The 21,490-nt window shown below is 61.8% G+C and carries 16 protein-coding genes and 1 tRNA gene; 13 read left to right on the top strand and 4 right to left on the bottom strand.

What is annotated here, in order from left to right; all coding sequences use genetic code 11:
• Positions 1-130: 130 nt before the first annotated feature.
• The 3 genes from ACWGTO_RS15340 to ACWGTO_RS15330 all read left to right on the top strand — a co-directional run bounded on the left by ACWGTO_RS15340 (position 131) and on the right by ACWGTO_RS15330 (position 3,024).
• Positions 131-952 (top strand): hypothetical protein, encoded by an 822-nt coding sequence (locus ACWGTO_RS15340; RefSeq protein ID WP_454575663.1) that lies wholly within the window; start codon positions 131-133, stop codon positions 950-952.
• A gap of 174 nt (positions 953-1,126) precedes the next feature.
• Entirely contained in the window at positions 1,127-1,645 is a 519-nt protein-coding gene (locus tag ACWGTO_RS15335) for a GNAT family N-acetyltransferase (RefSeq protein WP_454575662.1), read from the top strand.
• Entirely contained in the window at positions 1,645-3,024 is a 1,380-nt protein-coding gene (locus ACWGTO_RS15330; protein WP_454575661.1) for a hypothetical protein, read from the top strand. Before ACWGTO_RS15335 ends, ACWGTO_RS15330 begins: the two co-directional genes overlap by 1 nt.
• Positions 3,025-3,041: 17 nt before the next feature.
• Here ACWGTO_RS15330 and ACWGTO_RS15325 read toward each other — a convergent pair whose 3' ends face one another.
• Complete coding sequence (locus ACWGTO_RS15325) at positions 3,042-4,811, bottom strand: adenylate/guanylate cyclase domain-containing protein (protein WP_454575660.1); 1,770 nt, start codon at positions 4,809-4,811, stop codon at positions 3,042-3,044.
• A 292-nt stretch (positions 4,812-5,103) separates the two neighbouring features.
• Here ACWGTO_RS15325 and ACWGTO_RS15320 point away from each other — a divergent pair, with 292 nt between their 5' ends.
• Together ACWGTO_RS15320 and ACWGTO_RS15315 are read left to right on the top strand one after the other, a co-directional pair.
• Positions 5,104-8,388, top strand: a complete 3,285-nt coding sequence (locus ACWGTO_RS15320; protein ID WP_454575659.1) for an adenylate/guanylate cyclase domain-containing protein — start codon at positions 5,104-5,106, stop codon at positions 8,386-8,388.
• 18 nt (positions 8,389-8,406) lie between these two features.
• Positions 8,407-9,087 carry a redoxin domain-containing protein gene (locus ACWGTO_RS15315; RefSeq protein WP_454575786.1) on the top strand — a complete coding sequence of 227 codons (681 nt, stop codon included), beginning with the start codon at positions 8,407-8,409 and terminating at the stop codon, positions 9,085-9,087.
• Positions 9,088-9,100: 13 nt separating this feature from the next.
• On the opposite strand, the gene ACWGTO_RS15310 is transcribed toward ACWGTO_RS15315, so the two are convergent.
• Positions 9,101-10,705 carry an SAM-dependent methyltransferase gene (locus tag ACWGTO_RS15310; RefSeq protein WP_454575658.1) on the bottom strand — a complete coding sequence of 535 codons (1,605 nt, stop codon included), beginning with the start codon at positions 10,703-10,705 and terminating at the stop codon, positions 9,101-9,103.
• Between the two features lie 93 nt (positions 10,706-10,798).
• On the opposite strand from ACWGTO_RS15310, the gene ACWGTO_RS15305 reads away from it, so the two are divergent.
• Positions 10,799-11,311: a hypothetical protein gene (locus ACWGTO_RS15305; RefSeq protein ID WP_454575657.1), complete on the top strand. Its 513-nt coding sequence runs from the start codon at positions 10,799-10,801 to the stop codon at positions 11,309-11,311.
• Positions 11,312-11,626: 315 nt separating this feature from the next.
• Here ACWGTO_RS15305 and ACWGTO_RS15300 read toward each other — a convergent pair whose 3' ends face one another.
• Positions 11,627-12,880 carry a YcaO-like family protein gene (locus tag ACWGTO_RS15300; protein ID WP_454575656.1) on the bottom strand — a complete coding sequence of 418 codons (1,254 nt, stop codon included), beginning with the start codon at positions 12,878-12,880 and terminating at the stop codon, positions 11,627-11,629.
• A gap of 74 nt (positions 12,881-12,954) precedes the next feature.
• Between ACWGTO_RS15300 and ACWGTO_RS15295 the strand changes: the two genes are divergently transcribed.
• The 3 genes from ACWGTO_RS15295 to ACWGTO_RS15285 all read left to right on the top strand — a co-directional run bounded on the left by ACWGTO_RS15295 (position 12,955) and on the right by ACWGTO_RS15285 (position 18,175).
• A complete protein-coding gene (locus tag ACWGTO_RS15295) occupies positions 12,955-15,441 on the top strand; it encodes an adenylate/guanylate cyclase domain-containing protein (RefSeq protein WP_454575655.1) in 2,487 nt (828 codons plus the stop codon).
• Between the two features lie 339 nt (positions 15,442-15,780).
• Complete coding sequence (locus tag ACWGTO_RS15290; RefSeq protein ID WP_454575654.1) at positions 15,781-17,622, top strand: choice-of-anchor X domain-containing protein; 1,842 nt, start codon at positions 15,781-15,783, stop codon at positions 17,620-17,622.
• 91 nt (positions 17,623-17,713) lie between these two features.
• Positions 17,714-18,175 (top strand): hypothetical protein, encoded by a 462-nt coding sequence (locus ACWGTO_RS15285; RefSeq protein ID WP_454575653.1) that lies wholly within the window; start codon positions 17,714-17,716, stop codon positions 18,173-18,175.
• Between the two features lie 228 nt (positions 18,176-18,403).
• On the opposite strand, the gene ACWGTO_RS15280 is transcribed toward ACWGTO_RS15285, so the two are convergent.
• A tRNA-Gly gene (locus tag ACWGTO_RS15280) sits at positions 18,404-18,478 on the bottom strand.
• Positions 18,479-18,693: 215 nt separating this feature from the next.
• On the opposite strand from ACWGTO_RS15280, the gene ACWGTO_RS15275 reads away from it, so the two are divergent.
• The 4 genes from ACWGTO_RS15275 to ACWGTO_RS15260 all read left to right on the top strand — a co-directional run bounded on the left by ACWGTO_RS15275 (position 18,694) and on the right by ACWGTO_RS15260 (position 21,481).
• Positions 18,694-19,191, top strand: coding sequence for a prolyl-tRNA synthetase associated domain-containing protein (locus ACWGTO_RS15275; RefSeq protein ID WP_454575652.1), 498 nt, complete (start codon positions 18,694-18,696; stop codon positions 19,189-19,191).
• 142 nt (positions 19,192-19,333) lie between these two features.
• Positions 19,334-20,329 carry a thioredoxin gene (gene trxA / locus ACWGTO_RS15270; protein WP_454575651.1) on the top strand — a complete coding sequence of 332 codons (996 nt, stop codon included), beginning with the start codon at positions 19,334-19,336 and terminating at the stop codon, positions 20,327-20,329.
• Between the two features lie 192 nt (positions 20,330-20,521).
• Entirely contained in the window at positions 20,522-21,193 is a 672-nt protein-coding gene (locus ACWGTO_RS15265; RefSeq protein ID WP_454575650.1) for an LON peptidase substrate-binding domain-containing protein, read from the top strand.
• Positions 21,194-21,226: 33 nt separating this feature from the next.
• The gene (locus ACWGTO_RS15260; RefSeq protein WP_454575649.1) at positions 21,227-21,481 is read left to right on the top strand and encodes a Trm112 family protein; all 255 of its coding nucleotides are present in this window, start codon (positions 21,227-21,229) and stop codon (positions 21,479-21,481) included.
• Positions 21,482-21,490: the final 9 nt, after the last annotated feature.

The following is a 21,490-nucleotide window of genomic DNA, read 5'->3' as shown; positions in this document are numbered from 1 at the left end:
GCCGAAACGGGCCGTACGGCCATGCGAATGGACAAGCCTGGTGACAGGTCAATTTCCGTTCCACCGATTTTCACCGGCCGCAAGCGGCACTATGATGGATCATTGGGCATTCATTTTGGGGCGTTCTCCCATGCCAACATCCGATAACCCGCCATTTCCGGCGGCCCTGCGCCTGTTCTCCGCTGGGGTCATCATCGTCCTGGTCGTCGGCGCCGGCCTGTTTTTCGCGCCTGAGCTGGTCAAGCCGCGCTGGCCCTGGCCAGTCACCCCGTTCAGTGCCCGCTTCCTCGGCGGCTTCTACACCGCCGAAATGGCAGTGATGGCGGCGCTCTTGTTCTGGAATCGCTGGTCGCCCGGCAGGCTCGTGCTGGTCATGGCCTTCATCTTCACCGTCATCGTGTCGGCGGTTTCGTTGATCAATCTCGGCTATTTCAACTTCGGGCGCAAAGCGGCCTGGCTCTGGTTCCTGGTCTATCTTGCCTCGGCAGCGATATCGGGGCTGTTCCTGTGGCGGGCGAGGGAACGTCCGTCAGCGAAAGGCGTGACCCTGAGCCCCGCATGGCGCGGCTACATGGTGGCGGAAACGACGCTCCTTGGGCTCTATGGCATCGGCATGTTGCTGTTTCCTCTGATGGTCAGCAGCACCTGGCCGTGGCCGGTCGATCCCTTCCACGCCCAGGTCTACAGCGCCATCTTCCTCGCCGGCGCTGGCGGCGCATATCTCGTCTGGAAAGGCGCGCCGCGCGAGGAACTGCTGGTGCTCGGCCTAGCGCAGTTCCTGGTTGGCCTGCTTGCCATCCTAGGTCTCATCATCACCGACGCCGCGGTGCACAAGATCGGCTGGACGGCGGCCGGGACATTGTGCTGGCTCGCCCTTTTCGGCTGGATCGGCATCAGCGGCGCCTTCAAACTCTACGCCGCCTCGCGGTATTTCGGCGTGCAATCGGCATAGGTTGCAGAGATAACTGGATTTTCAGGCGAGGTCCGGTGCATCGTGCCGGCCGATTGCGTTAGAGCGTCTCACCGTTTCGAGAAAACGGCGAACTGCTCTATCTCTTTGTTCTGCCGCAATTCCGGGCGGAAAACCGCTCACACTTTTCCTGGAATTGCTCTAGCCAGGGACGCCATGACCAGCACGACCTCTTCCAAGAAAATCCAGCCGCAGCTCCGCGCCGTCCGGCCAAGCGATGCGGAGGCGCTTTGCGCCATCTTCAACATGCCGGGCTTCCGCTGGGGCACGCTCAGGATGCCTTTCGAGATGGTGGAGCAGGTGGAGCGGCGCATCGCCAAGTCCGGCCAGGAAACCACCTGGATCGTTGCCGAACTGGACGGCAAGGTCGTCGGACATGGCAGCCTGGTCGTGCAAAGTTCGCCGCGCCGTTCGCACATAGGCGAGATTAATATCGGCCTTGACGATGGCTTTGTCGGCAAAGGCATCGGCTCCGCCATCCTGGGCGCGCTGCTTGACGTGGCCGACAACTGGCGCGCCCTGAAGCGGGTCGAATTGAGCGTCTATGCCGACAACGAACCGGCCATCCGCCTCTACACCAGCCACGGCTTCGAGGTCGAAGGCCGGCATGTGAAGGCCGGTTTTACCGACGGGCAGTACCACGACCTCCTGACCATGGCCCGGCTGCGGTTCTGATGACCGCCGCCTTTGATCCAGCCCCCACGCCTCCGGCGGAAATTCTGGCCGTGCTGTCGCTGCTCTGCCCGGAAGTCGTGCGTGACATCGAACAGAACTGGAATGCACCGGTTTCCGAATACGCGCGCCATCTGTGGCGGCCGGTGGCAAGGCCTGCATCGGGGCCGGCGATCGCTGCCCGCTCAATCCTGCGCGACGTCCTGCATCAGCGCCTTGGTGTGATGATGCAGCCCGAAGAGGTCGGCAAGACCCTCGACGAATTCGAGCACAGACCGGTGATCCAGTCCGGCCTGCACTGCCTGCTTCTGATGGACCGGATCACCTTCGATGCTCTCCTGCTTGCCTGGCTCGGCGCGGTCGAAAACGGGCTGTCGGCCTTCATCGGCTTCATGGGGGCGACGATGACCATGGAGACCGTCGGCCGGGAGGGGCCGGGATGGCTCGATGTCGGCGACAACAAGGTCAATTTGTTTGGCATGGGGCGCCACAAACTGTGCCGCAAAAGCGTCTGCGCGGCCGGCCCTGTCACCCTAAACACGCGCGCGCTCGAAGCGGTAGGCGATGAAACAGATGCCAGAAGCTGGCTGGGCACACTGCTCGCCAGCCAGGACAAGGTGTTTGCAACCGCTGCGGATGCGCTGACAGAACTCAACGGGGATCTGGTCGCTAGTTGGGATCGTTCCGGCATGGCCCGGCCGGTTTTCATCGACGATCGGCTCGCCGCGTCTGCCGTGGCGCGGCATCTGGACCATGACGGCAGTCTTCTTTCCAGGCTGCTCCTTGAGTCTGCTAGTCGCCAGCGTCTCGACCATGCCTTGCAAGAGGCCGCATCGGGCCCATTTGGCCGATTCCTGCCCAATGCCACGGCCTATTTCTGGGGCATACGCGAGCAGCGCGTGCGCAAGCTCGTCCTCGAGAACGGGCAGTTGATCGAGCCTGACAGGCCGCACGGTCTTTCCATCCCGTTCGAGCGGCTGCATCTCAGGCAGGCGCTGCTGGATGGCGTGCTGTTGCCGGACTTGTTCCTGGCGTTCCTCATCCTTGCCATATTGCCGCGCGTGCGGGTTGTGGGCGGGCTGAGACAGATTGGCTATGTCGCGCTTTTCCACTCGATCCTGCTGGCTGCGCTGGATGAAAACGTGCCGGAAGAGCGCGATCTGGCTGCGGAGCTGCAGGTTCGGGAAAATGCCTGGGGCATGCGGGTCATCGATGATAAGATCTCGGTCCGCGACCAGCTTGCCGGCCTGCCGGAAGGGGCGCTGTTCCCGGAGCTGCTCCGGCAATACCGATTGCGGACATTTGCCGAGACGACCGAGGACCTGAAACTGGTTCGCGAAAACGCCCGATGGCGCAAGATCGGCCGGGCCTTCGGCGTCTGATCCGGCCGCTACCGGGGTCATTGCACGACACCGGCCTTGCGGAGCCCTTCGACCATGAGGTCGAAATCGGCAGGGTTCTTGTAAGGCAAGACTTTGCGACGGTATTCCAGCGAATAGTCGGGATTGACGCGAAGCACCTCCTGCCATGCTGCGCGAGCCTCCTCCAAACGGCCCAGATGGCCATAGCAGGCGGCGAGGAGCGCGCGCGAGACGTCGGTGATAGCGTTGCGAGCCAGCCGTTGCAGCAAGAGGTCAACGGCCTCGTCGAACCTTCCCAGTTGAAACAACGCCAAGGCCTGGAAGTGCAGAAGCACATCCGGAAAGTATGGGTTCAGGACCTTTGCCCTGGCGAAACTCCCGAGGGCCTCCTCGGGCCTGCCCGAATAGTAGAGCGCCTCGCCACGGCTGACATGCGCTTCGGCGAAGTTCGGATTAAGCACCAGCGCGCGCTCGACTTCCTCGATGGCCCCGTCGTGCCGTCGTGTGTACAACAGGACCGTCGCCAGCGCCCAGTGCGCCCAGGGATCGCTGTCATCCAGCGTTACCGCCCGCGTTGCGGCCTCTTCGGCCCGCGCCATCGATTCCGGCGGCGACGCACTCCACCTGTTGAGGTAATCGATGCCGTGCGTGAGGGCGAGAAAAGCGTAGGCGGAGGCAAAGCTCGGGTCCAGTTCGGTGGCACGTTGCAATAGTTCGCGGGATGCGAGGTTCGTGTCCTTCGTCAGCCGGTGCCACAGCTCGCGGCCGCGCAGGAAACAGTCATACGCCTCCGCGTTGCGTGGTTGCTCGGGCGCCAGCCGCTGACGGTCACCCTCCGTCAGATTGAGCGCCAGCGCGCCGACGATCTGCTGCGTCACGTCGTCCTGCACGGCGAATATGTCGGTCAGGTCGCGATCGAACCGCTCCGCCCAGAGATGGCCGCCCGAAATTGCATCGATGAGCTGCGCAGTGATGCGCACCCTGTTGCCCGACTTGCGGACGCTGCCCTCAAGCACATGCCGCACGCCGAGCTTCACGCCGACCTCCTGCACATTGACGTTCTGGCCCTTGAAGGTGAACGACGAATTGCGGGCGATGACGAAGAGCTGCGACAGTTTGGACAGCGCCGTAATGATGTCCTCGGAGATGCCGTCGGCGAAGTAGTCCTGTTCGGCGTCACCACTCATGTTGGCGAACGGCAGGACGGCGATCGACAGCTTCGGCGGCGCTGCCGCGGCCGGCCGGCCGCCTACGGTTTCGGGCGTCGCGGCCGCCTTGGTCCCGGCGCCGACCTGCAGCGAATAGACCCTGATCGGCTCGGCGATGTTCTTGAGCTGCGTGCTGCCGAGATCGCTGACCGAGAGGTCGAGCCTGGCCTTGACCTGGCGATAGGCATCCTCGGACAGGCAGATCGCGCCGGGTGACGCGACGCCCTCCAGGCGCGAGGCGATGTTGACGCCGTCGCCCATCAGGTCGCCGTCGCTTTCTTCGACCACATCCCCCAGATGGATGCCGATCCTGAACTCGATGCGGCGGTCCTGCGGCACGCCGGCATTGCGCTCGAGCATGCCGTTCTGAATCTCAACGGCGCAGCGCACGGCATCCACCACGCTGCGGAACTCAACCAGCGCCCCATCCCCGGTGCGCTTGATCACTCGCCCGTTGTGCACTGTGATGGTGGGATCGATCAGGTCGCTGCGCAGTGCCCGCAACCTCGCCAAAGTACGATCTTCGTCCGCGCTCGCGAGCCGGCTGTATCCGACCACATCTGCGGCCAGGATTGCGGCCAGCTTGCGGTTCTCATTCATGCGTCCGCCTCCTCATCTCCACGATAGCAGGAAGACGGGGGAGGAGGAAATTTTCGCAAATGACGGGCGCGCAGCCGCCCGTATCGGCAGCGCTTTGCCGCCGAGCCCATACGGTTGCCCCTTTGCACTACCGCTTGCCGGATGACGGCCATCGGTTCATCCTTGTGAATACCCTGGCCGTGACGAGCGTGGCGGGATCACGCGTCACGGCTCAGGGTCGAAGAGATGGAGCGCATGATGTCGTCCGAAAATCGCTTTACACTTTTCGGCATCATGCTCTGGTGAGGTGTCCATGGACTGCTCGGGCTGCGGTTTCGAGATTGAGGGCGGTTACGCCTTCTGTCCGAAGTGTGGCCGGCGCCAGCCCGTGTCATGCGCCAGTTGCGGCTATGTCTGCGCACCTGATTTCGAGTTCTGTCCGAAATGTGGGGCAAGCGTCGGCGCGACCGCAAAAGCCGCGGAGCGGCCTGCTCCGACACCAAGCCGGACCACTGCGCAGCCCTCTCGAACTCCGTCGCGGAACATCGAAAGCGATGAAGGGCCGCATCCCGTCTCCGACGCCGATCGACGGACGGTAACGGTCCTGTTCGCCGATCTCTGCGGCTTCACGACACTCAGCGAGCAGCTCGACCCTGAGGTCATGCAAGCGCTGCAGAACGAACTGTTCAAGGAATTGACGGCGGCCGTGCAGAACTTTGGTGGTTTCGTCGACAAATTCATCGGCGATGCCCTGCTTGCCTTGTTCGGTGCGCCGGTCGCGCATGAGGACGATCCGGAACGTGCGCTTCGCGCCGCTCTCGACATGATCGCCCGGACGGCGCGGCTCGGTGAACGCGCCCCCCACTCCGGCACGCCTCTGTTGCTGCACATCGGCATAAACACGGGTCCGGTGGTTACCGGCGGATTGGGGATCGGCACCGCCAAATCCTATTCAGTGACCGGCGACACAGTGAACACGGCGCAACGCCTGCAATCGCTGGCCGCGCCGGGTGAGGTGCTGGTAGGCGAGCTCACGCACAGGCTGACCCGGCATGCCTTCTCTTACGAGTCGCTGGGCGATGTCGTCTTCCGCGGCAAGGCCGGCAGTGTGCTCGTCCATCGACTGGATGCACCGCTTGCGGCGCCGCGTGCAGCGCGTGGGCTCGAGGTGCTCGGCCTCAGTGCGCCGATAGTAGGCCGTGATGCGGAGCTCAACAGGATGCTGGCGAGCCTTGACCAGGCGTGCGGCGGCTCGGCCCAGCTTGTCCGCCTCGTCGGAGAAGCCGGTATCGGGAAATCGCGACTGGTGAAGGAGTTCGTTGCCCGCGTGGGCGACGAGGATCGATTTCGCAATGTCGCCGTGCGGCAGGCCACGTGCTCACCGCTGGGCGAACAATCATTTGGCGCCCTGGGCGCAGTGGTGCGCAGCGCTGCCGGGATGATGCAAAACGACAGTGGTGACGAGATGCGGGGCAAGCTCGCAGCCTTGCTTGGCGATCTCGGCTTGCAGGGCGAGGAGGCGAAGCGGCTGATGCCTTTGCTCTACCATGTGCTTGGCCTTGGCGACCCCGATGCCACCTTGCAGCATGTCGAGCCCGAGCAGCTGCGGCGGCAAATCCTCTATGCGGTTCGCACCATCATCGAACGGCGGCTTGCGTTGTCGCCGCTGTTGATTGTCGTCGAAGACCTGCACTGGGCCGACGCCGTTTCGCTCGAAGCACTGCGTTTCGTGATGGACAGGCTGGAACGCACGCGGCTGATGTTGCTGGTCACGCATCGTCCGGCGCCCGACAACGACCAGCTCGATTCAAGTCGGGTCAGTCACACCGCGCTCAGGCTTTCGCCGCTCAACAGGGATGACGGACGCAGCCTGGTGGCGGCGCTTTTCGGCGAGAGCTGGGTAAACTCCGCAGGAGGCCTTCTCGACCAGATCCTCGAGCGCGCGGGCGGCAACCCGCTTTTTATCGAGGAGATCGTTCGCGGCCTTATCGATCGCGGCGTGTTGACGCGCGAAGGCCAGCAATGGCGGACCGCAGCAGGCGAAGTCGCAACCGGCATCCCCGCGACTATCCAGGCAATGTTGCTTGCCCGCGTCGACCGGCTGCCGCAAGAGGTGCGCCGGCTGGCCCAGGAAGCCGCGGTAATCGGACCGCGCTTCGATGCCACGCTTCTGAAAGCCGCGACAGCCGACCCCGGCCGGCTGGAAGCCGGCTGCGAGCTGCTTTGCGATGCGGAAATCATAGAGGAAGTTGCCGGATCAGGCTCTGTCTCGTCGCAAAGCTACCGCTTTACGCAAACATTGCTGCAGGATGTGATCTACCAGAACCTGCTCCTGCAACGTCGGACCGACATCCACGGCCGGGTCGGTGCTGCCCTGGAGCAACTGTGCGGCGACAAGCCGGAACGGTTCGAGGATCTGGCCGCGCTCGGCCATCATTTCGCACAGAGCGCCGAGCGGGAGAGGGGGGCGCATTATCTGCAGGCGGCGGGGGATCGCGCTCGCACGATCTACGCCAATGACGACGCCCTTCGTTTCTACGAGCGAGCACTGACCGCGATGGGCGCGAGCGGGCAAACACCGCTCAAACTGGCAATTGCAGAGCGCATTGCCGATTTGAGCGGGGCGGCAGGCCGCCGCGAGATCGCGCACCGCCACTACGAGGCGGTGTTGCAGGCCTACCAGGAGTCAGCCGATCGTGTCGCGTCGGCGCGCGTTTTGCGCAAGATCGGTCGGCTGCTCTGGGACGTGGGCAAGCGGGACAACGCGGAATCCCGCTATGCCGAAGCGGCAGCGCTCCTCGATGGAGCGGATGCCCCGATCGAGCAGGCGCATCTCTGGCAAGAACGTGGCCGACAGGCGTTCCGCAGCGGAGATCACGCGCTCGCGGCAAAATGGGCGGACGCGGCGCTGGATTGCGTACGCAGTCTGATAACGGAACATGTCTCCGATGATGCCACCCTCGTGACCGCCGAGGCACTTAATACCAAGGCAGTTGCGCTGGCTCGCCTTGGGCGAAACCGTGAAGCCGTTAGCCAGGTTGAACGTAGTATTGAACTGGCCGAAGCCGCCGGTCTGCTGGGTGCGGCCTGCCGCGGCTACACCAATCTCGGCGTGCTTTACACGACCATCGATCCGGCGAAGGCGATGGAGGTCTGTCGGCGCGGTCTGGAAGTGGCGCGCCATATTGGTGATCTGGGTTTTCAGGCGCGCCTTCTCGCCAATCTGGCGGTCGCTTGTTGTACTTTCACGGATCGCTGTCCAACGGAGGGCGTGCCTGCCGCCGAGAAGGCCATCGAGATCGACCGGGCGCTCGACCAGCGCGAGCACCTGCCGGTGCCGTTGATCGTGCTTGGGCAGATCCACCAGTGCAACGGCCATCCGGAACTGGCGGTCGGCTTGTTCCACCAAGCACTGGACGTAGCCCGCGAAACGGGCGAGCCCCAATTGCTGTTTCCGTGCTATGATGGTCTTGCAACGCTTAATCTCGACCTCGACAATCTGGCCGAGGCCGAACGCTATTTTTCCCTGGCGCAGGGCATATGCGCCCAGCACGGGCTCGACCCGGAAGCGCTTGTGGTGCTGCCTTTTCTCGACTAACCGGGCGGGAGGTTGGAAATGTCCGCGCGTAGTGACTTGTTACCGCTTCAACCAGGCGACGTTGCGCCGAACCTGATCCTCGATGCCATTACCCAGGAAGGCAAGATCGCGCTTGACGACTTTCGCGGGCAAAAACCAGTGCTGGTCGGCCTGTTTAGAGGTCTGCATTGTGCGTTTTGCCGGCGCCATATCGCCGCCCAGGCGCGGCTTGATCCGGAGCTGCGTGAAAAGGGCGTGCAGAGCCTGACGGTGGTCAACACGCCGATCGAACGGGCGCGTCTCTATTTCCGCTACCATCCGATGCCGAACCTGCTTGCAGCCTCCGACCCTGAACGCGCTTCACATCGTGCCTTTGGACTGCCCAATCTCGAATTCACCCAAGACGAGACGAACTGGCCGTACAAGGTCTCGATGGCATCGGTAATGGATATGCGGGTCGACATACCAGGCGAGTTGCCCGGTCCTATGAATCCTATGGCGGCCGGCGAAATCCTCGACAAGAAGGACCATTACGAAATGACCGACGCCGACCAGCAGATGATGGCAACGGGACACGGGCAATTGGTCGGTCAGTTCCTATTGGACCGGCAGGGGATCGTCCGCTGGAGCTTCACCGAGGTTCCAGGGGGTGGGCGATACATGTTTGGGGCGCCAAACCCGAAGGAGCTGATGTCAGCCGTGTCCCAGGTCGCCCAATAATGAGCTGACACGCTCAACGTTCATCGAGCACGGCCTCGACGGCGGCAACGAAGTCGTTGAGCGAGCGGTCCCCGCGTATCTCGATGCGCGGCAGGTCGATGGGATCGCCATCGAGGTCCGCCGGCCCGTGTTTGCGGCTGAAGCCTACTCGATAGCCGCACTCCCTGGCCAGCCGGCCAAGCCGCCGGTCGGTGACAGAGAAGGGTGCCGCGAATGCCGTGGTTGGCCGACCGGTCCAGCGTTCGATGAACAGACGAGAGCGCAGGAGCTCGGCGGCCAGGTCAGAAGTCGACAGACCATCGATCGCGCGATGCGTCGCCATATGGCTACCGAAGAACGCACCTTCGGCGGAGAGGCGTCGTACCGTCCCGGCGCCCATGAGCTGCGCCGGCGGGCCGATATCGGCGTCCCATTGGGCAGTTTCACCCACCAGGTCCGTCACCAGGAACACTTCCGCAGTCAGGTCGTTGGCGCGCAAGATCGGCCAGGCATGGTCGGCAAAGTTCTGGAAGCCGTCATCGAAGGTGATGACAACCGGGCGGCCTATGAAAGGCTGGCGATTGGCGATCGACACTTCCAGCTGCCCGGACCCGATCGCGTGAAAGCCGTTGGCGCGCAGCCATGCCATCTGGCTGGCGAATGCGGCGGGCGCGAGCCGAAAACGGGCGAGCGCGGCCGGAGCTTCATCGGCGACGCCGTGATACATGAGAACAGGGATGCGCTGGCGCCGCTCACTGCGCGCGACGTCGCGCCGCATGGCCCGCGCCCCGCCCCAGACGACATTTCGCGCGACCCCGATTTCGAGGGGCGCGCGGATCGGCACATGATCGACCGTCGGTTCGGTCGCCACATCGTCCGGTGAGAGGCGGCGGAAGCGGTCTATGCGATAGAGCTCGGTCTGGATCGATTGTTCCAGCACGAGGCCTTCGGTCACGGCCAGCGTCTCGGAGATCGCTTGTGCTCCGAATGTGTTCCAGTCGAAGCCCGTCTTTTCGACATTGTCACGCAGAACGAATGCGTGTGCGCTGATGAAACTGCCGCCGGGCGCCAACGCCTCGGCGAATTTCTTGGCGATGCGCCGCAACTCGGCGAGGTCATCGAGGTAGTAGAGCACTTCCGAACAGACGATCAGATCCATCCCACCCGGCAGCGTATCGGCGGCGAAATCGAGTACGCCGAACTCGACATTCGGCTGATCGCTGCAGCGCGCGCGGGCCCGCCCGACGGCTATGGCGGAGATGTCGGTTGCGGTCAAATGGCCCACGCGCGGCGCCAGCTGCCGCGTGAAATGGCCCTCCGCGCAGGCCAGCTCAAGCGCCCGGCCGATGGGACCGGCAGGCAAAATTTCGAGCTGCCGCTCGTATTTTTCCTGCTCATAGAGCGAACGGTAGTTCCAGGGGTCCTCGGTCGCGAAATGGCGATTCCAGAACGCCGTGCGATCCTTGTCGTGCTTATTCGCGACCCGTGCGCGGCGCGGCGCGGCAAGAGGCTCTGGCGGTTCGGCGCTCGAGCGAACCAGCTCCTGCGCTTGCGTGGCCATTTGCGCGAGTTTGCCAAAGTGGCTGTCCGGATGTGACCGGCCTCCCGCCATGGCCAACGATGCCTCGGCTGCAATCATGTTTGACGTGTCGGCCGCGACGCCCTTTCGCGGTACAGGCGATCCTCTCGCAAGCCGCCCGGCAGGCACGACATCCAGGATCAATTCGATCCAATGATCGCTTGTCACGGTCCCGAGTACGCCGAACTGCACGACAGCCTCTATCCGGCCATCCATCATCAGATGGGCATAAATCTGATCTATGCCTTCCGGCAGTTCGGTCGCGGTTGGATTTCGGGCGTCGACGCGAATTCCAAGTGTCCGCGCCAGCCTGCGCGGCGCGGCAAGATCGTCGACGTCGAGCAGCATTTGCTCAAGCTGATACTGGATGCGGCGAGCCGCGCCGGGATTGTCCCAGAGCTTGCCGAGTCCGACGATCAACTCGGTGATGGCGCCGCCAAAGCTGTCCCAGCGGGCAGCCAATTGCGCCGGCACCGACAGGCTTCCCGCCATAAGGCCATCGACGATTACCCTGGCGATCTCACGTGCCCACTTGCGTCCTGCCGGGAGCGCGCGCAGGGGCTGTGGGTCGATCGAGCGCGAGCCGGAGCCGCACTCCGACGCGGCGTTCCGCAACGCCAGCCAAGCGGGCGCTTCGGAAGCGGTGCCGCCGTTCGCCGAACTTGAAACCAAGGGATTATGCGCCACGCCGTCTTACCCGCGCCTGGTTACAAGGTAGAACGAGAGTCCCGCAACGCGCTTACATCGCCGGTTTGGAAAAAGCAAAAGGCGCCCCGCCTTGCGGCTCCCCACGGAAACCCGATGGATGATCAACTCATTAAACACGAACGCGCGGGCGAGCAAATGGCTACGACGAGCAAGAAGTGACTGACGAACCAGATACTTGAACGCATGGAGCCGCCAAAAACAGGGCGACTGGAGATTGGTGACGATTTTTGGATAGACCATCTTGGGTGGAGCCCCTTGAATATGCTGCCAACACTAGACTAAAAGCAGGGGCTGGTCCTCGGGCGAACTGGTGTCGAAGCTTAGATCGCGAGCATCGGGAGCAAGGAGCCGTGCGCGTCCGAACCGTGGTTTGTAGTGACAGAGCAGGGTGGATACGGCGCGAAACACGGGAATGCCGATTTCCGCGCGGGTCATTTCGGCAAACCACAAATCGATTCCTCTATGCGCCAAGGCGTCGAGCACGTCCGACAGGTCACGTTCAACCGCGGAATGAGGTAGACCTGGCGCGACGTGTTGGATCGGCGCCATATTCAACGGCCGAGTTTTCATTGAGGTTTTCTCTCGCCATCGTGACCAAGCGCCAGCTTTGTCGCCAAGCGCACGTGAAGCCCCGAGCGAAATCTCCATCTGAAGCATCTCGGTCAAGGCGGCTGTCGCAGCGGACTGCAGGCTTTTGCCCGCGGCAAAGCCTACCGAGACGTCTTTGCCGTCCGGTTCCGCAGAAGCAGCGGCAACCACTGGGACGTCGATGTCCGAGGTAATGTCGAAGAGCCGGGTTCGACGCTCGCGATCGCACAGCCAATCGACAAGCGGGTCGATGCCCGAGAGACAGGCCGGATCAATCATTCGCCGCTGCCTTCTTCCATACCACCACCGACCCGTCGCATCCCTCTCGACGAGCTCCAGGATAGCCGCCAGTTTCGCCGCGTCCGCATTAGGTCCTGCAGCGCACCCACTGCTATCGCCGATGGCGACCGCGCCCTCCTCGCCAGCCTCTTTCCATCCTATGAAAGCAAAGTCTGCTGGTATGAACGCGCCATCCCCCCCAAATGCATCTTCAACCCTCAGCCAGTTCAGCGCGGCCGATTCATCCCTGATCGGCGGTCGCCAATCGAAGCCGTTGTTTTCCTTGTTCCACACAGCGCGGGCGGCGATTTGATCGGAACTGAAGCCGTTCAGGCTTTCAGGAGCGATTGCCCCCGATCCGATCTCGTCGACCGTAGCGGTGATCAACGGCTCGTCACCCCACGAGCAGCAACTGAAGAGTTCGGCTGCCTCGCCAAGGCAACTCGCCCGGCAATCGTCGATGCTCAACCCCCGACCGCTTGCCAGTCTCCCTGCTTCTGGCAGTGCTGCACGCGGCATCATTGGCAATTGCAACAAGGCATTATTAGGAATCGCGATAGCGAAATGAGCCGGAACATCCGTCACAGGCAAGTTAATCACGTCGAACAACTCGCCGACCCTGGCGAGTTCGCTAAAGCCGTCCGTGAAAGCATTTGCCATCAGTTCGTTGTACCGTCGACTAAGCCCGCATTGGGGAGCAGAATAGCACATTCGACAGGGCATCGGCGGCGACCATGCAAGCGATATCGGGGCGAGCGACCCTTAAATCAATCCTGTTTGCTGACCTGGCTCAGTATAGCCGGCTAACCGCGGCCGACGAACTTGGTACACTGGATCTCGTTTCGCAGTGTTTCCAACTCTTCCAAACCCATTGCGAGGAATTCGGCGCCGAGTTCATCAAGACGACAGGGGACGGGGTCCTGATACTGTTCGACGGTGTATCGAACGCCATCGACTACGCCATTTTCATGCAGGGTAGCCTGGCTGACCTCCTAGACAGGGGAACGTTTTACAGTCGGTTCCGGATCGGATTGCATATTGGAGAGGTTCATCGCCGTGACGGCGATGTGTTCGGGCATGCGATAAACGTGGCTGCCCGGGTGCAGGCTATGGCCGAGCCAGGCGGTGTGTGTGTGACCCAAGACGTATATTGGGCGGCCCGCAACACCGGGCGGTGGCGTTTTAGGTTCGCCGGGCGGCCCGCTTTGAAGAACATGCCTGAGCCGCTGACACTCTACAACGTGGTTGCCTCCAACCTTGCCGATGTCCCGGACAACGGCCATCAGCGACTGATTTCGGTTATTGATGGGCTTGGTCTTTATCGGGAAGATGGTGAAGCAATCGCATTGCGTTCCCCGAAAGCGCAGGCACTGATCGGATACCTTGCACTGTCCAGCAATTATCAGGAGGTGCATGACCGGGTGGCTACCTTGATCTGGCCAGAACGAAGCCCGGTAGCCGCTCGGCGTGCGTTGGCGAACTGCCTGCAGATCGCCGAAAGATCAATTGCGGGTGGCTCGGCGGCAGGAATTCTCAGGCGCGGAAATATTATCGGGTTGAGTCCCTCGCGCATAACCGTCGATGTCGTTCGCATGTTGAAGGATCTCGGAGAGGGCAAGATCGACGACCTGCTCCTCAAACGATCGGATTGGTCCGAGGCGATCCTATTCGGCCTGGAAGACACCAGCGACCTATTCAGCGCGTGGCTGAGCGTCACGAGGCACAACTGGCGTGACCACGCCTTGGAGGCCTTGGAGGCCATGCTGGAACGCTTCGAGATATCCGAACCTGCAATGCGCAGGGCAGCAAATGCCCTCTTGGTGCTCGAACCGAGCCATGAGCGCGCTGCGCGCTGTCTCATCCGCCACCATGCGGAACTGCAGAATGTCGCCGCCGCAATGCGCGTCTACGAAAATCTGCGCGACATTCTGCGCCAACGGTATCAGTTGCTGCCTAGCATGGAAACGACGGCTTTGGCCGAGGCACTTAAGGGTCCGGAGCCGTTATTGTTGAACAGAAAGAAGCCACCGCGGCCGAGCGGACCCGCGCCAACGCTCGCGGTCGAAAAATTTGAGGCTCGAACAAAGAAAATCTCTCTTCTGGTCTGGGGATTCCGCTCCGAATTAATCGCTAATTTATCCAAATTTCGGGAGTTCACAGTCATCGAGTTGAAAGATACCGCAATCGAAAGTCCCGACACGGACTATCTGCTGACGGCTAAGTGCGTGGACAACCAGGACGACATGCAGTTGATCGTCTCGGTAAGCGATCCCGGCACGAACCAGGTCATTTGGAGCGATTCGTTTCGATTTTCGCTTGGAAACTGGCTCGTTTTGCAGAAGCAGTTAGTCGGAAAGGTTGCTTCCACTTTGGAGGTTTACCTTTCGCATGACAGGCTGTCGCGCCAGGTCAGGGGCCTCCCGCAAAATCTCAACATCTATGATGCCTGGTTGCGCGGCGAGGACTTACTGACTCGCTGGACACCAGATGCCGAAGACGAGGCCGAACGGCTGTTCGAAGGCGCGATCGTTGCTGATCCGAACTTCGCTCCTGCCTACGCCAGTTTGGCCAGCATCCACAATGCGCGACAATTCATCCGACCGGGAATTGCTGCCGATCCTTCCATAACGGAGAGGGCTGCAGAGCTGGCGCAACGCGCCGTGGCGCTCGATCCCCTGGATGCACGCAACCATTTGGTGGTCGCCTGGTCGACAGCCATGACCCGACACTTCGAACAGTCGGAAGTGCACTACGAACTGGCCGCCGAACTCAACCCCAACAGTCCCAAGACACTGGTGTCGGCTGCCTTGGGCATGGCGTTCATGGGTCGCGTCGATTCTGCGTCGCATCTGCTGGAGCGTGCAATGGATCTGACATCCATGTTTTTGGACTATCAGTGGTCGCACATCGCGGTAATCCGCTATTTTGCCGGCGATTTCGAAGGCGCAATCGCGGCGGCCGATCGGTCCAAGAACGCAATCGTCGACACTGCCGGTTGGAAAACTGCCGCCCTGCGCAAGTTAGGCAGGACGGATGAAGCTCGTGCGGCGCTGATGCAGTTGCACACGTCCATTGCTGCAGCCTGGGCAGGACCTGCACCTGCCACGCCGAAGGACATCCTGGACTGGTTTCTAGGCGCCTTCCCAATCAAGCGGGACGAGGATCGGCGCGACCTGGCACGGCTATGCCAGGTAGATGTGCACACGCACAAGCTCTCTTGATCCATCAGCCAGCACTACGCCGTCATCGATGCCGTTCCAATACCGCAGGCGTTAAGCCCGATGAGACAAAATGCGAAACTGCCGACTTGTGCCGAGCGCTTGATAAGTTCATACTAAAATACGGCCAGGGGAAATACTATGGCCCGCCCAGCGTTACAGCATCCACGATTTTCTGGTGACCGGCGAAACCCGGCTAGCGCATCTCGGCTTCAACCAGGAAGTTCGCGACGCCGTGGTTGGCCAGAATAGGGTGCATTTGCGGTTGGTTGAAAGTAGAGAAAAACTATGTTTCAGATGCCAACGCTACACCGTACTTTATTCCTAGCGCCACTATTGTTGTTGGCGACGGCAATCGCCGGCCGCGCCCAGGAGAACACCCTCGGCTCGACCGCGATACTGACGGATAATATCATCGAGTTGCGTGTATTCCTGACGCCGGAGCCCGGGGTGGTGCTGGGCGAGATCGCCACTGTCGGCCCGTCGACGCTTACAGAGTTCTCCGTGGCCATGGAGGACGGGACCGTAACGTTTCGCGACGATGGCGCCGCTCCGGATCGAGAAGGAGGCGACGGCGTATTCACCGCGCCGTTCAAGTTTGACGCTACCAGCGCGTTTGAAGCGCGGCGCGCCGACCTGGAGGCGACAATCGAGGTTCTGCGCGGTCATGGCCCAACAAGGCTGATACGGCGGGGTCCGCGCGACATTGTCTCAGCGACCGACGCGGTCAGCGACGCCGAGCGCATCATGCCCGCGACACTTGCCGGAGCGCGCGAGCAGGCAGCGCAAGCATTAGGTCTACTGGCCACGCGAGACCCGCTGATTGCTGTGCACGAGCTCAACATAGATCCCGCAAAGACCCCCTTCCTTCGCTTGCCGGGACCACGGTTCGACGCGCTGCAGGACCACCGGTTCAAGGTCGAATATCTTTTCGACTTCCCGGTCTTCGCGACGTTTCCACCCCTCTCACCGCCCATCGCCATCGACCACAACCGCTCGCTGATGATCACGGCAAAGGAGGTGGTCGAAGATGGGGTGCGTAGCTTCGATGCCTGCAGCGGCCTAGGTTCGCCCGGGGGCGCGTGGAGCTTTGGCCACTTGGTACGCGAGATGGCCTACGGCAGTGGCGTCACACCCGAGGAGTTTGCTCTTAGCTGGCTGTCAACTTGGGGGGCTCAACAGCAAGGCACCGGGTGGATCGTCCCCAAGCGCGACCTGCACCTGCAGAACGTGATCGACACCTGGCAGCGATTGTCGGGCGGGGCGCTCAACATCGACTACTTCCCAGCACGGCTTATGGCCATCGTCAATCGCCCCGATCTTGCTCATAGTGTCGGTGGCGCCGAAAGCGCCGGCGAGGGGCGTTTGGTGTTCGGTTTGGTCGACCAGGAGCCGACGACACCGCCCTCATGCACCCCGATCAGTTTTACCATTATCTTTGAGTACGGCATCGCTGCTGACTCGTGCACGGGGATCAAGGCGTGGCAGCAGCGCTGGAAGGATCTCGACAGCGCTGCCGACTACAATCAAGCGCTCGAGTCCATCACCCGCGCCTTCACAGATCACGGATCGAACCCGAGCCAGATCCCCAACATGAGTTCGCTTAATCAATTGAGGACCAACGAGACCATGTTCGGTCTCGGGTGGCAGTGGCGCGAGTTCCGCCTTGGGGAGACCGGCGTGTTGGGTCTCGTCACGGTGAAACAAACGCCGGACGATAAGTTTGAGGGGAGCACTACTCTGCAGAGCTATCTCGGCACCAACGAAGGCGACATTCTCAACGACCGCTTTGCTGTTCCGGAGCGCTTTCCGGGCGCCCTCGACCTGTTCTTGGGAGCCACGTCCAGTACCCAGTTGAGCGGCTTCTTCTGGTTTGCTCAAGGTCTCGGCGGTCCCGCCAACCCACACGAAACGCGCCGCAAGTTTTCGCTCGCCACCTGCAACGGATGCCACACCGGTGAGACTGGAACACAATTCACCCACATCGGCAGCGAAGGCAAACGCGAGATAAACGAGGTCGCGCAACTCTCGAAGTTCCTGGTAGGCGAGGACGTCACCGTCCCGGCAGGCGGCGGCGCGCATCACTATGAAGATCTGACCGAGCGCAAGATCGCCATGTCCGACCTGCTTACCCGTTCCTGCTTCGAGCAGCTGGCGTTTCAGCGGCTGCCCTTCGTCCACTGAGGGCATATCTGCCGCGCCACGGAGAATTACTTGCTGGTACTGTGTCTGTGATGATTGCTACAAACAAACGTTCATTCAGGGGAGAGAGCAAATGGCAAAGCTCAAGATATTTGACGGAAACGATCCGACCGCAGCGATCCCAAGCAAGGAAGGGTACAGAAACGTTACGATACATTTACTAGCTAATCTACCTACTTTTCTGAAAGCTAAAGAAAAGAATCGATCTGACTTGCTTCAGCAATACTCAAGTTATGGAGGAACAAATCATATTATCTATCAATTGTCGAGCGGCCCTGAAGTCAATCAGCCGATCGACAGCACCAATTGCAAAGTAAGTGTACGGAAGGATGAACGGAAAAGACCGTCGGTCAGCGTTGGCAAGCACAACATGGTTCTACCGGACCAGAATGTAGGCGACCCTCCGATAAACCCCGGCTACTTGGAGGAATACGTAAAGGCTGTCGTTTCGTTGTATGGCGGCGGTACGCCGCCTGAAATATTAAGGGCCTGCGAATTCCTGTTCGGGATCATGTTGCTCACACGCTGCCGCTGACTCCTATACCATTAAGAGTATCTGGTCCTACGGGTGGAGGAGGGCCGGGCCAATGTCGAGCGGTCGAGCGCTAGAAGGCGCTCGCGGGCAAATCGCGGCTTGCAGAGTTCGTCCTCGCTAGGTTGCGAGTTAATGCCGAGGCAGCTCCCCCTTGGCGCTCCCCGGCGCCAGACAGCAAAAAGGCCCGGTTTCCCGGGCCCTTTTTGCTTTTCAAATCTAAAGAAGATTTGGAGCGGGTGAAGCGATTCGAACGCTCGACCCCAACCTTGGCAAGGTTGTGCTCTACCCCTGAGCTACACCCGCTCACACGGCCCTTGGGGCCGCAAGCCGAGCCTATATGGCTGAAGAGCGCGGCGATTGCAACAGGGAAATGACGGGCTTTTTGGTCGCGCCAAATCGCTGGGCCGAACCTCTTTGGCCACACGGGTGGTTCATTGACTTCCCATGACGGCCTTGTCTCGGCGGCATCATTGGCCGTAAACGGCTTTGCCCCGCATCGAGACAAGGGAAGACCACCAATGCCGAAGACCGAAGCCGAACTTTTCGCCTTTCTTGCCGATCTCGGCATATCGGTGTCGACCGTGCGCCATCCGCCGCTCTATACGGTGGCCGATTCGCAGTCGCTGCGCGGCGAAATCCACGGCGGCCACACCAAAAACCTGTTCCTCAAGGACAAGAAGGACAATTTCTTCCTGGTCAGCGTCGGCGAGGATGCGGTCGTCGACCTAAAGCAGATCCACACGGTCATCGGTGCCGCCAGCCGGGTTTCGTTCGGCAGACCGGAGATGCTGATGGAGCTGCTTGGCGTCATTCCGGGCGCGGTCACCCTGTTCGGGCTGATCAACGACACGCAAAGACGGGTCAAGGTGGTGCTCGACCAGGAGCTGATGGCGCATGCGGTGGTCAATGCGCATCCGCTGACCAATGAGGCGACGACGTCGATCGCTTCGGCCGACCTCATCAGATTCGTCGAGGCAACCGGACATGATGCTGCTATCTTGAAAGTCTCGGCTTGATCGCCACATGGATGGCGAAAACCGACTTTTTGTTTCAACGCAATTCCGGGCGGAAAACCGTCTCACACTTTTCCTGGAATTGCTCTAGCAAGGACGTCGCGCCTGCTCCGCTGGCGAGGGGCGCGACCGGAAGGGCGACGATATGAGCGACAACAACAATCCGTTTGGCGGCCAATTCGGCGGCAATTCCGGCCAGTACACCACTTCGGTGCAGTATGGCGGCGCCGAGCCGGCCAAGGCCGCAGCCGGCACCGTTCCGGCCGGTGGCGACCTGATCAAGGACACCACGACGGCCACCTTCGCCGCTGACGTCATCCAGGAATCGCGCAAACAACCGGTTCTGGTCGATTTTTGGGCGCCGTGGTGCGGGCCCTGCAAGCAGCTCACGCCGCAGCTGGAAAAGGCGGTCAAGGCCGCCGGTGGCAAGGTCAAGCTGGTCAAGATGAACATTGACGACCACCCCTCGATCGCCGGCCAGCTCGGCATCCAGTCGATCCCGGCGGTCATCGCCTTCAAGGACGGCCAGCCGGTCGACGGTTTCATGGGCGCCATCCCCGAGAGCCAGATCGGCGACTTCATCACCAAGGTCGGCGGCAAGGGCGATGGCGCGCCGCCGGTCGCCGAAGCGCTGGCCGCGGCAGCCGAAGCGCATGCGGCGGGCGATACGCAGACCGCTGCCGACATCTATGACGCCATACTGGCGCAGGCGCCGGAGACGATCGAGGCGATCGCCGGGCTGGGCGAGCTTCTGTTCGAGGCCGGCGACAACGAGGGCGCCGAGGCGCTGCTGGCAACGGCGCCGGAGGCCAAGAAGGATGCGCCCGCGCTTGCCGCGCTGCGCGCCAAAATGACGCTGGCGGCGGAAGCGGCCGCACTCGGCAATCCGGCCGAGTTCGAACAGCGCCTAGCCGCCAATCCCGGCGACCACCAGGCGCGTTTCGATCTTGCCATGGTCCAGAATGCGCGAGGCGATCGCCATGCGGCGGCCGACAATCTGCTGGCCATCATCAAGGCGGACCGCACCTGGAACGAGGATGGTGCCAGGGCGCAGCTGTTGAAGCTGTTCGAGGCCTGGGGCATGACCGACGAGGCGACGCTGGCGGCGCGGCGCAAATTGTCGTCGCTGCTGTTTTCCTAGTGCATGATCCCGAAAAGTGGGAACCGGTTTTCGGAAAAGATCATGCACCAACAGATAGCCATTCGCCGGCGAAATTGTTCGTGGAGCGGCTCAGGGGCCTTGCGGCCTGCGGCGGCTGCGCCAGATTAAGGCGATGCTGACGATGCGGGGCTGCGGCAGGCCGCATGCCGACGAAGCGATCGGAGGACTTAAGTGCAGGTCGGAAACTCATATTACCGGGTCGGCAAGGATTTGCCGGCGACCATCCCGGTGTTTCCGCTTGGCGGCGCGCTGCTTCTGCCGGGCGGCCGCATGCCGCTCAATATTTTCGAGCCGCGCTACCTGCAGATGGTGGATGAAGCGATTGCCGGTCCGCGGCTGATCGGCATCATCCAGCCCAGCCTCGACGGCGCCCTGCGCGCCGATGGCGAGCCGGAACTGTGCAATGTCGGCTGCGCCGGGCGAATCATCTCGATGGCCGAAAGCGGCGACGGCCGTTATCTGATTTCGCTGCAGGGCATATGCCGGTTCCGCATCGCTCATGAACTGCCGGTGAAGACGCCGTTTCGGCAATGCAAGCTGGCACCGTTCCTCACCGATCTTAGGGAAGACCAGGCGGCAAACGATGTCGACCGGCCGGCGCTGCTCAAAGCGTTTCGCGCCTATCTGCAGGCCAACGATCTCGAAGCCGACTGGGAAAGCGTCAGCCGCGCCGAAAACGCCATGCTGGTCAACGCGCTGTCGATGATGGCGCCCTACGGGCCTGCCGAGAAACAGGCGCTGTTGGAAGCGCCGGATTTGAGGGCGCGGGCCGAGACGCTGATCGCCATTACCGAAATGGCGCTGGCGCGCGAGAATGAGGATTTTGGCTCCAGTCTTCAATAGGGGCTGGGCCGGGTTTGGCTGAAAGGGGATCTGATGGCTGCGGACGGGCGTGACGGCAAGACGGCCAATGTCGATCCAAAGCTGCTGGAGCTGCTGGCCTGCCCGCTGACCAAGGGGCCGCTGGCCTGGGACCCCGAGCGTGGCGAGCTGATCTCGCGGGTTGCCAAGCTCGCCTATCCCGTGCGCGATGGCATCCCGATCATGCTGCCCTCGGAGGCGCGGAGCATTTCGGCGGAGGATGTGCTTCCGCCGCCGCGGCTGAGTGGGCCGGCGCAGGCTGGACGCTGATCGGAGCAA

The sequence above is a fragment of the Mesorhizobium sp. PL10 genome (genome assembly GCF_053714315.1).
The sequence above is the reverse complement of the archived record's forward strand: the minus strand, read 5'-3'. Positions and strand labels throughout refer to the sequence as shown.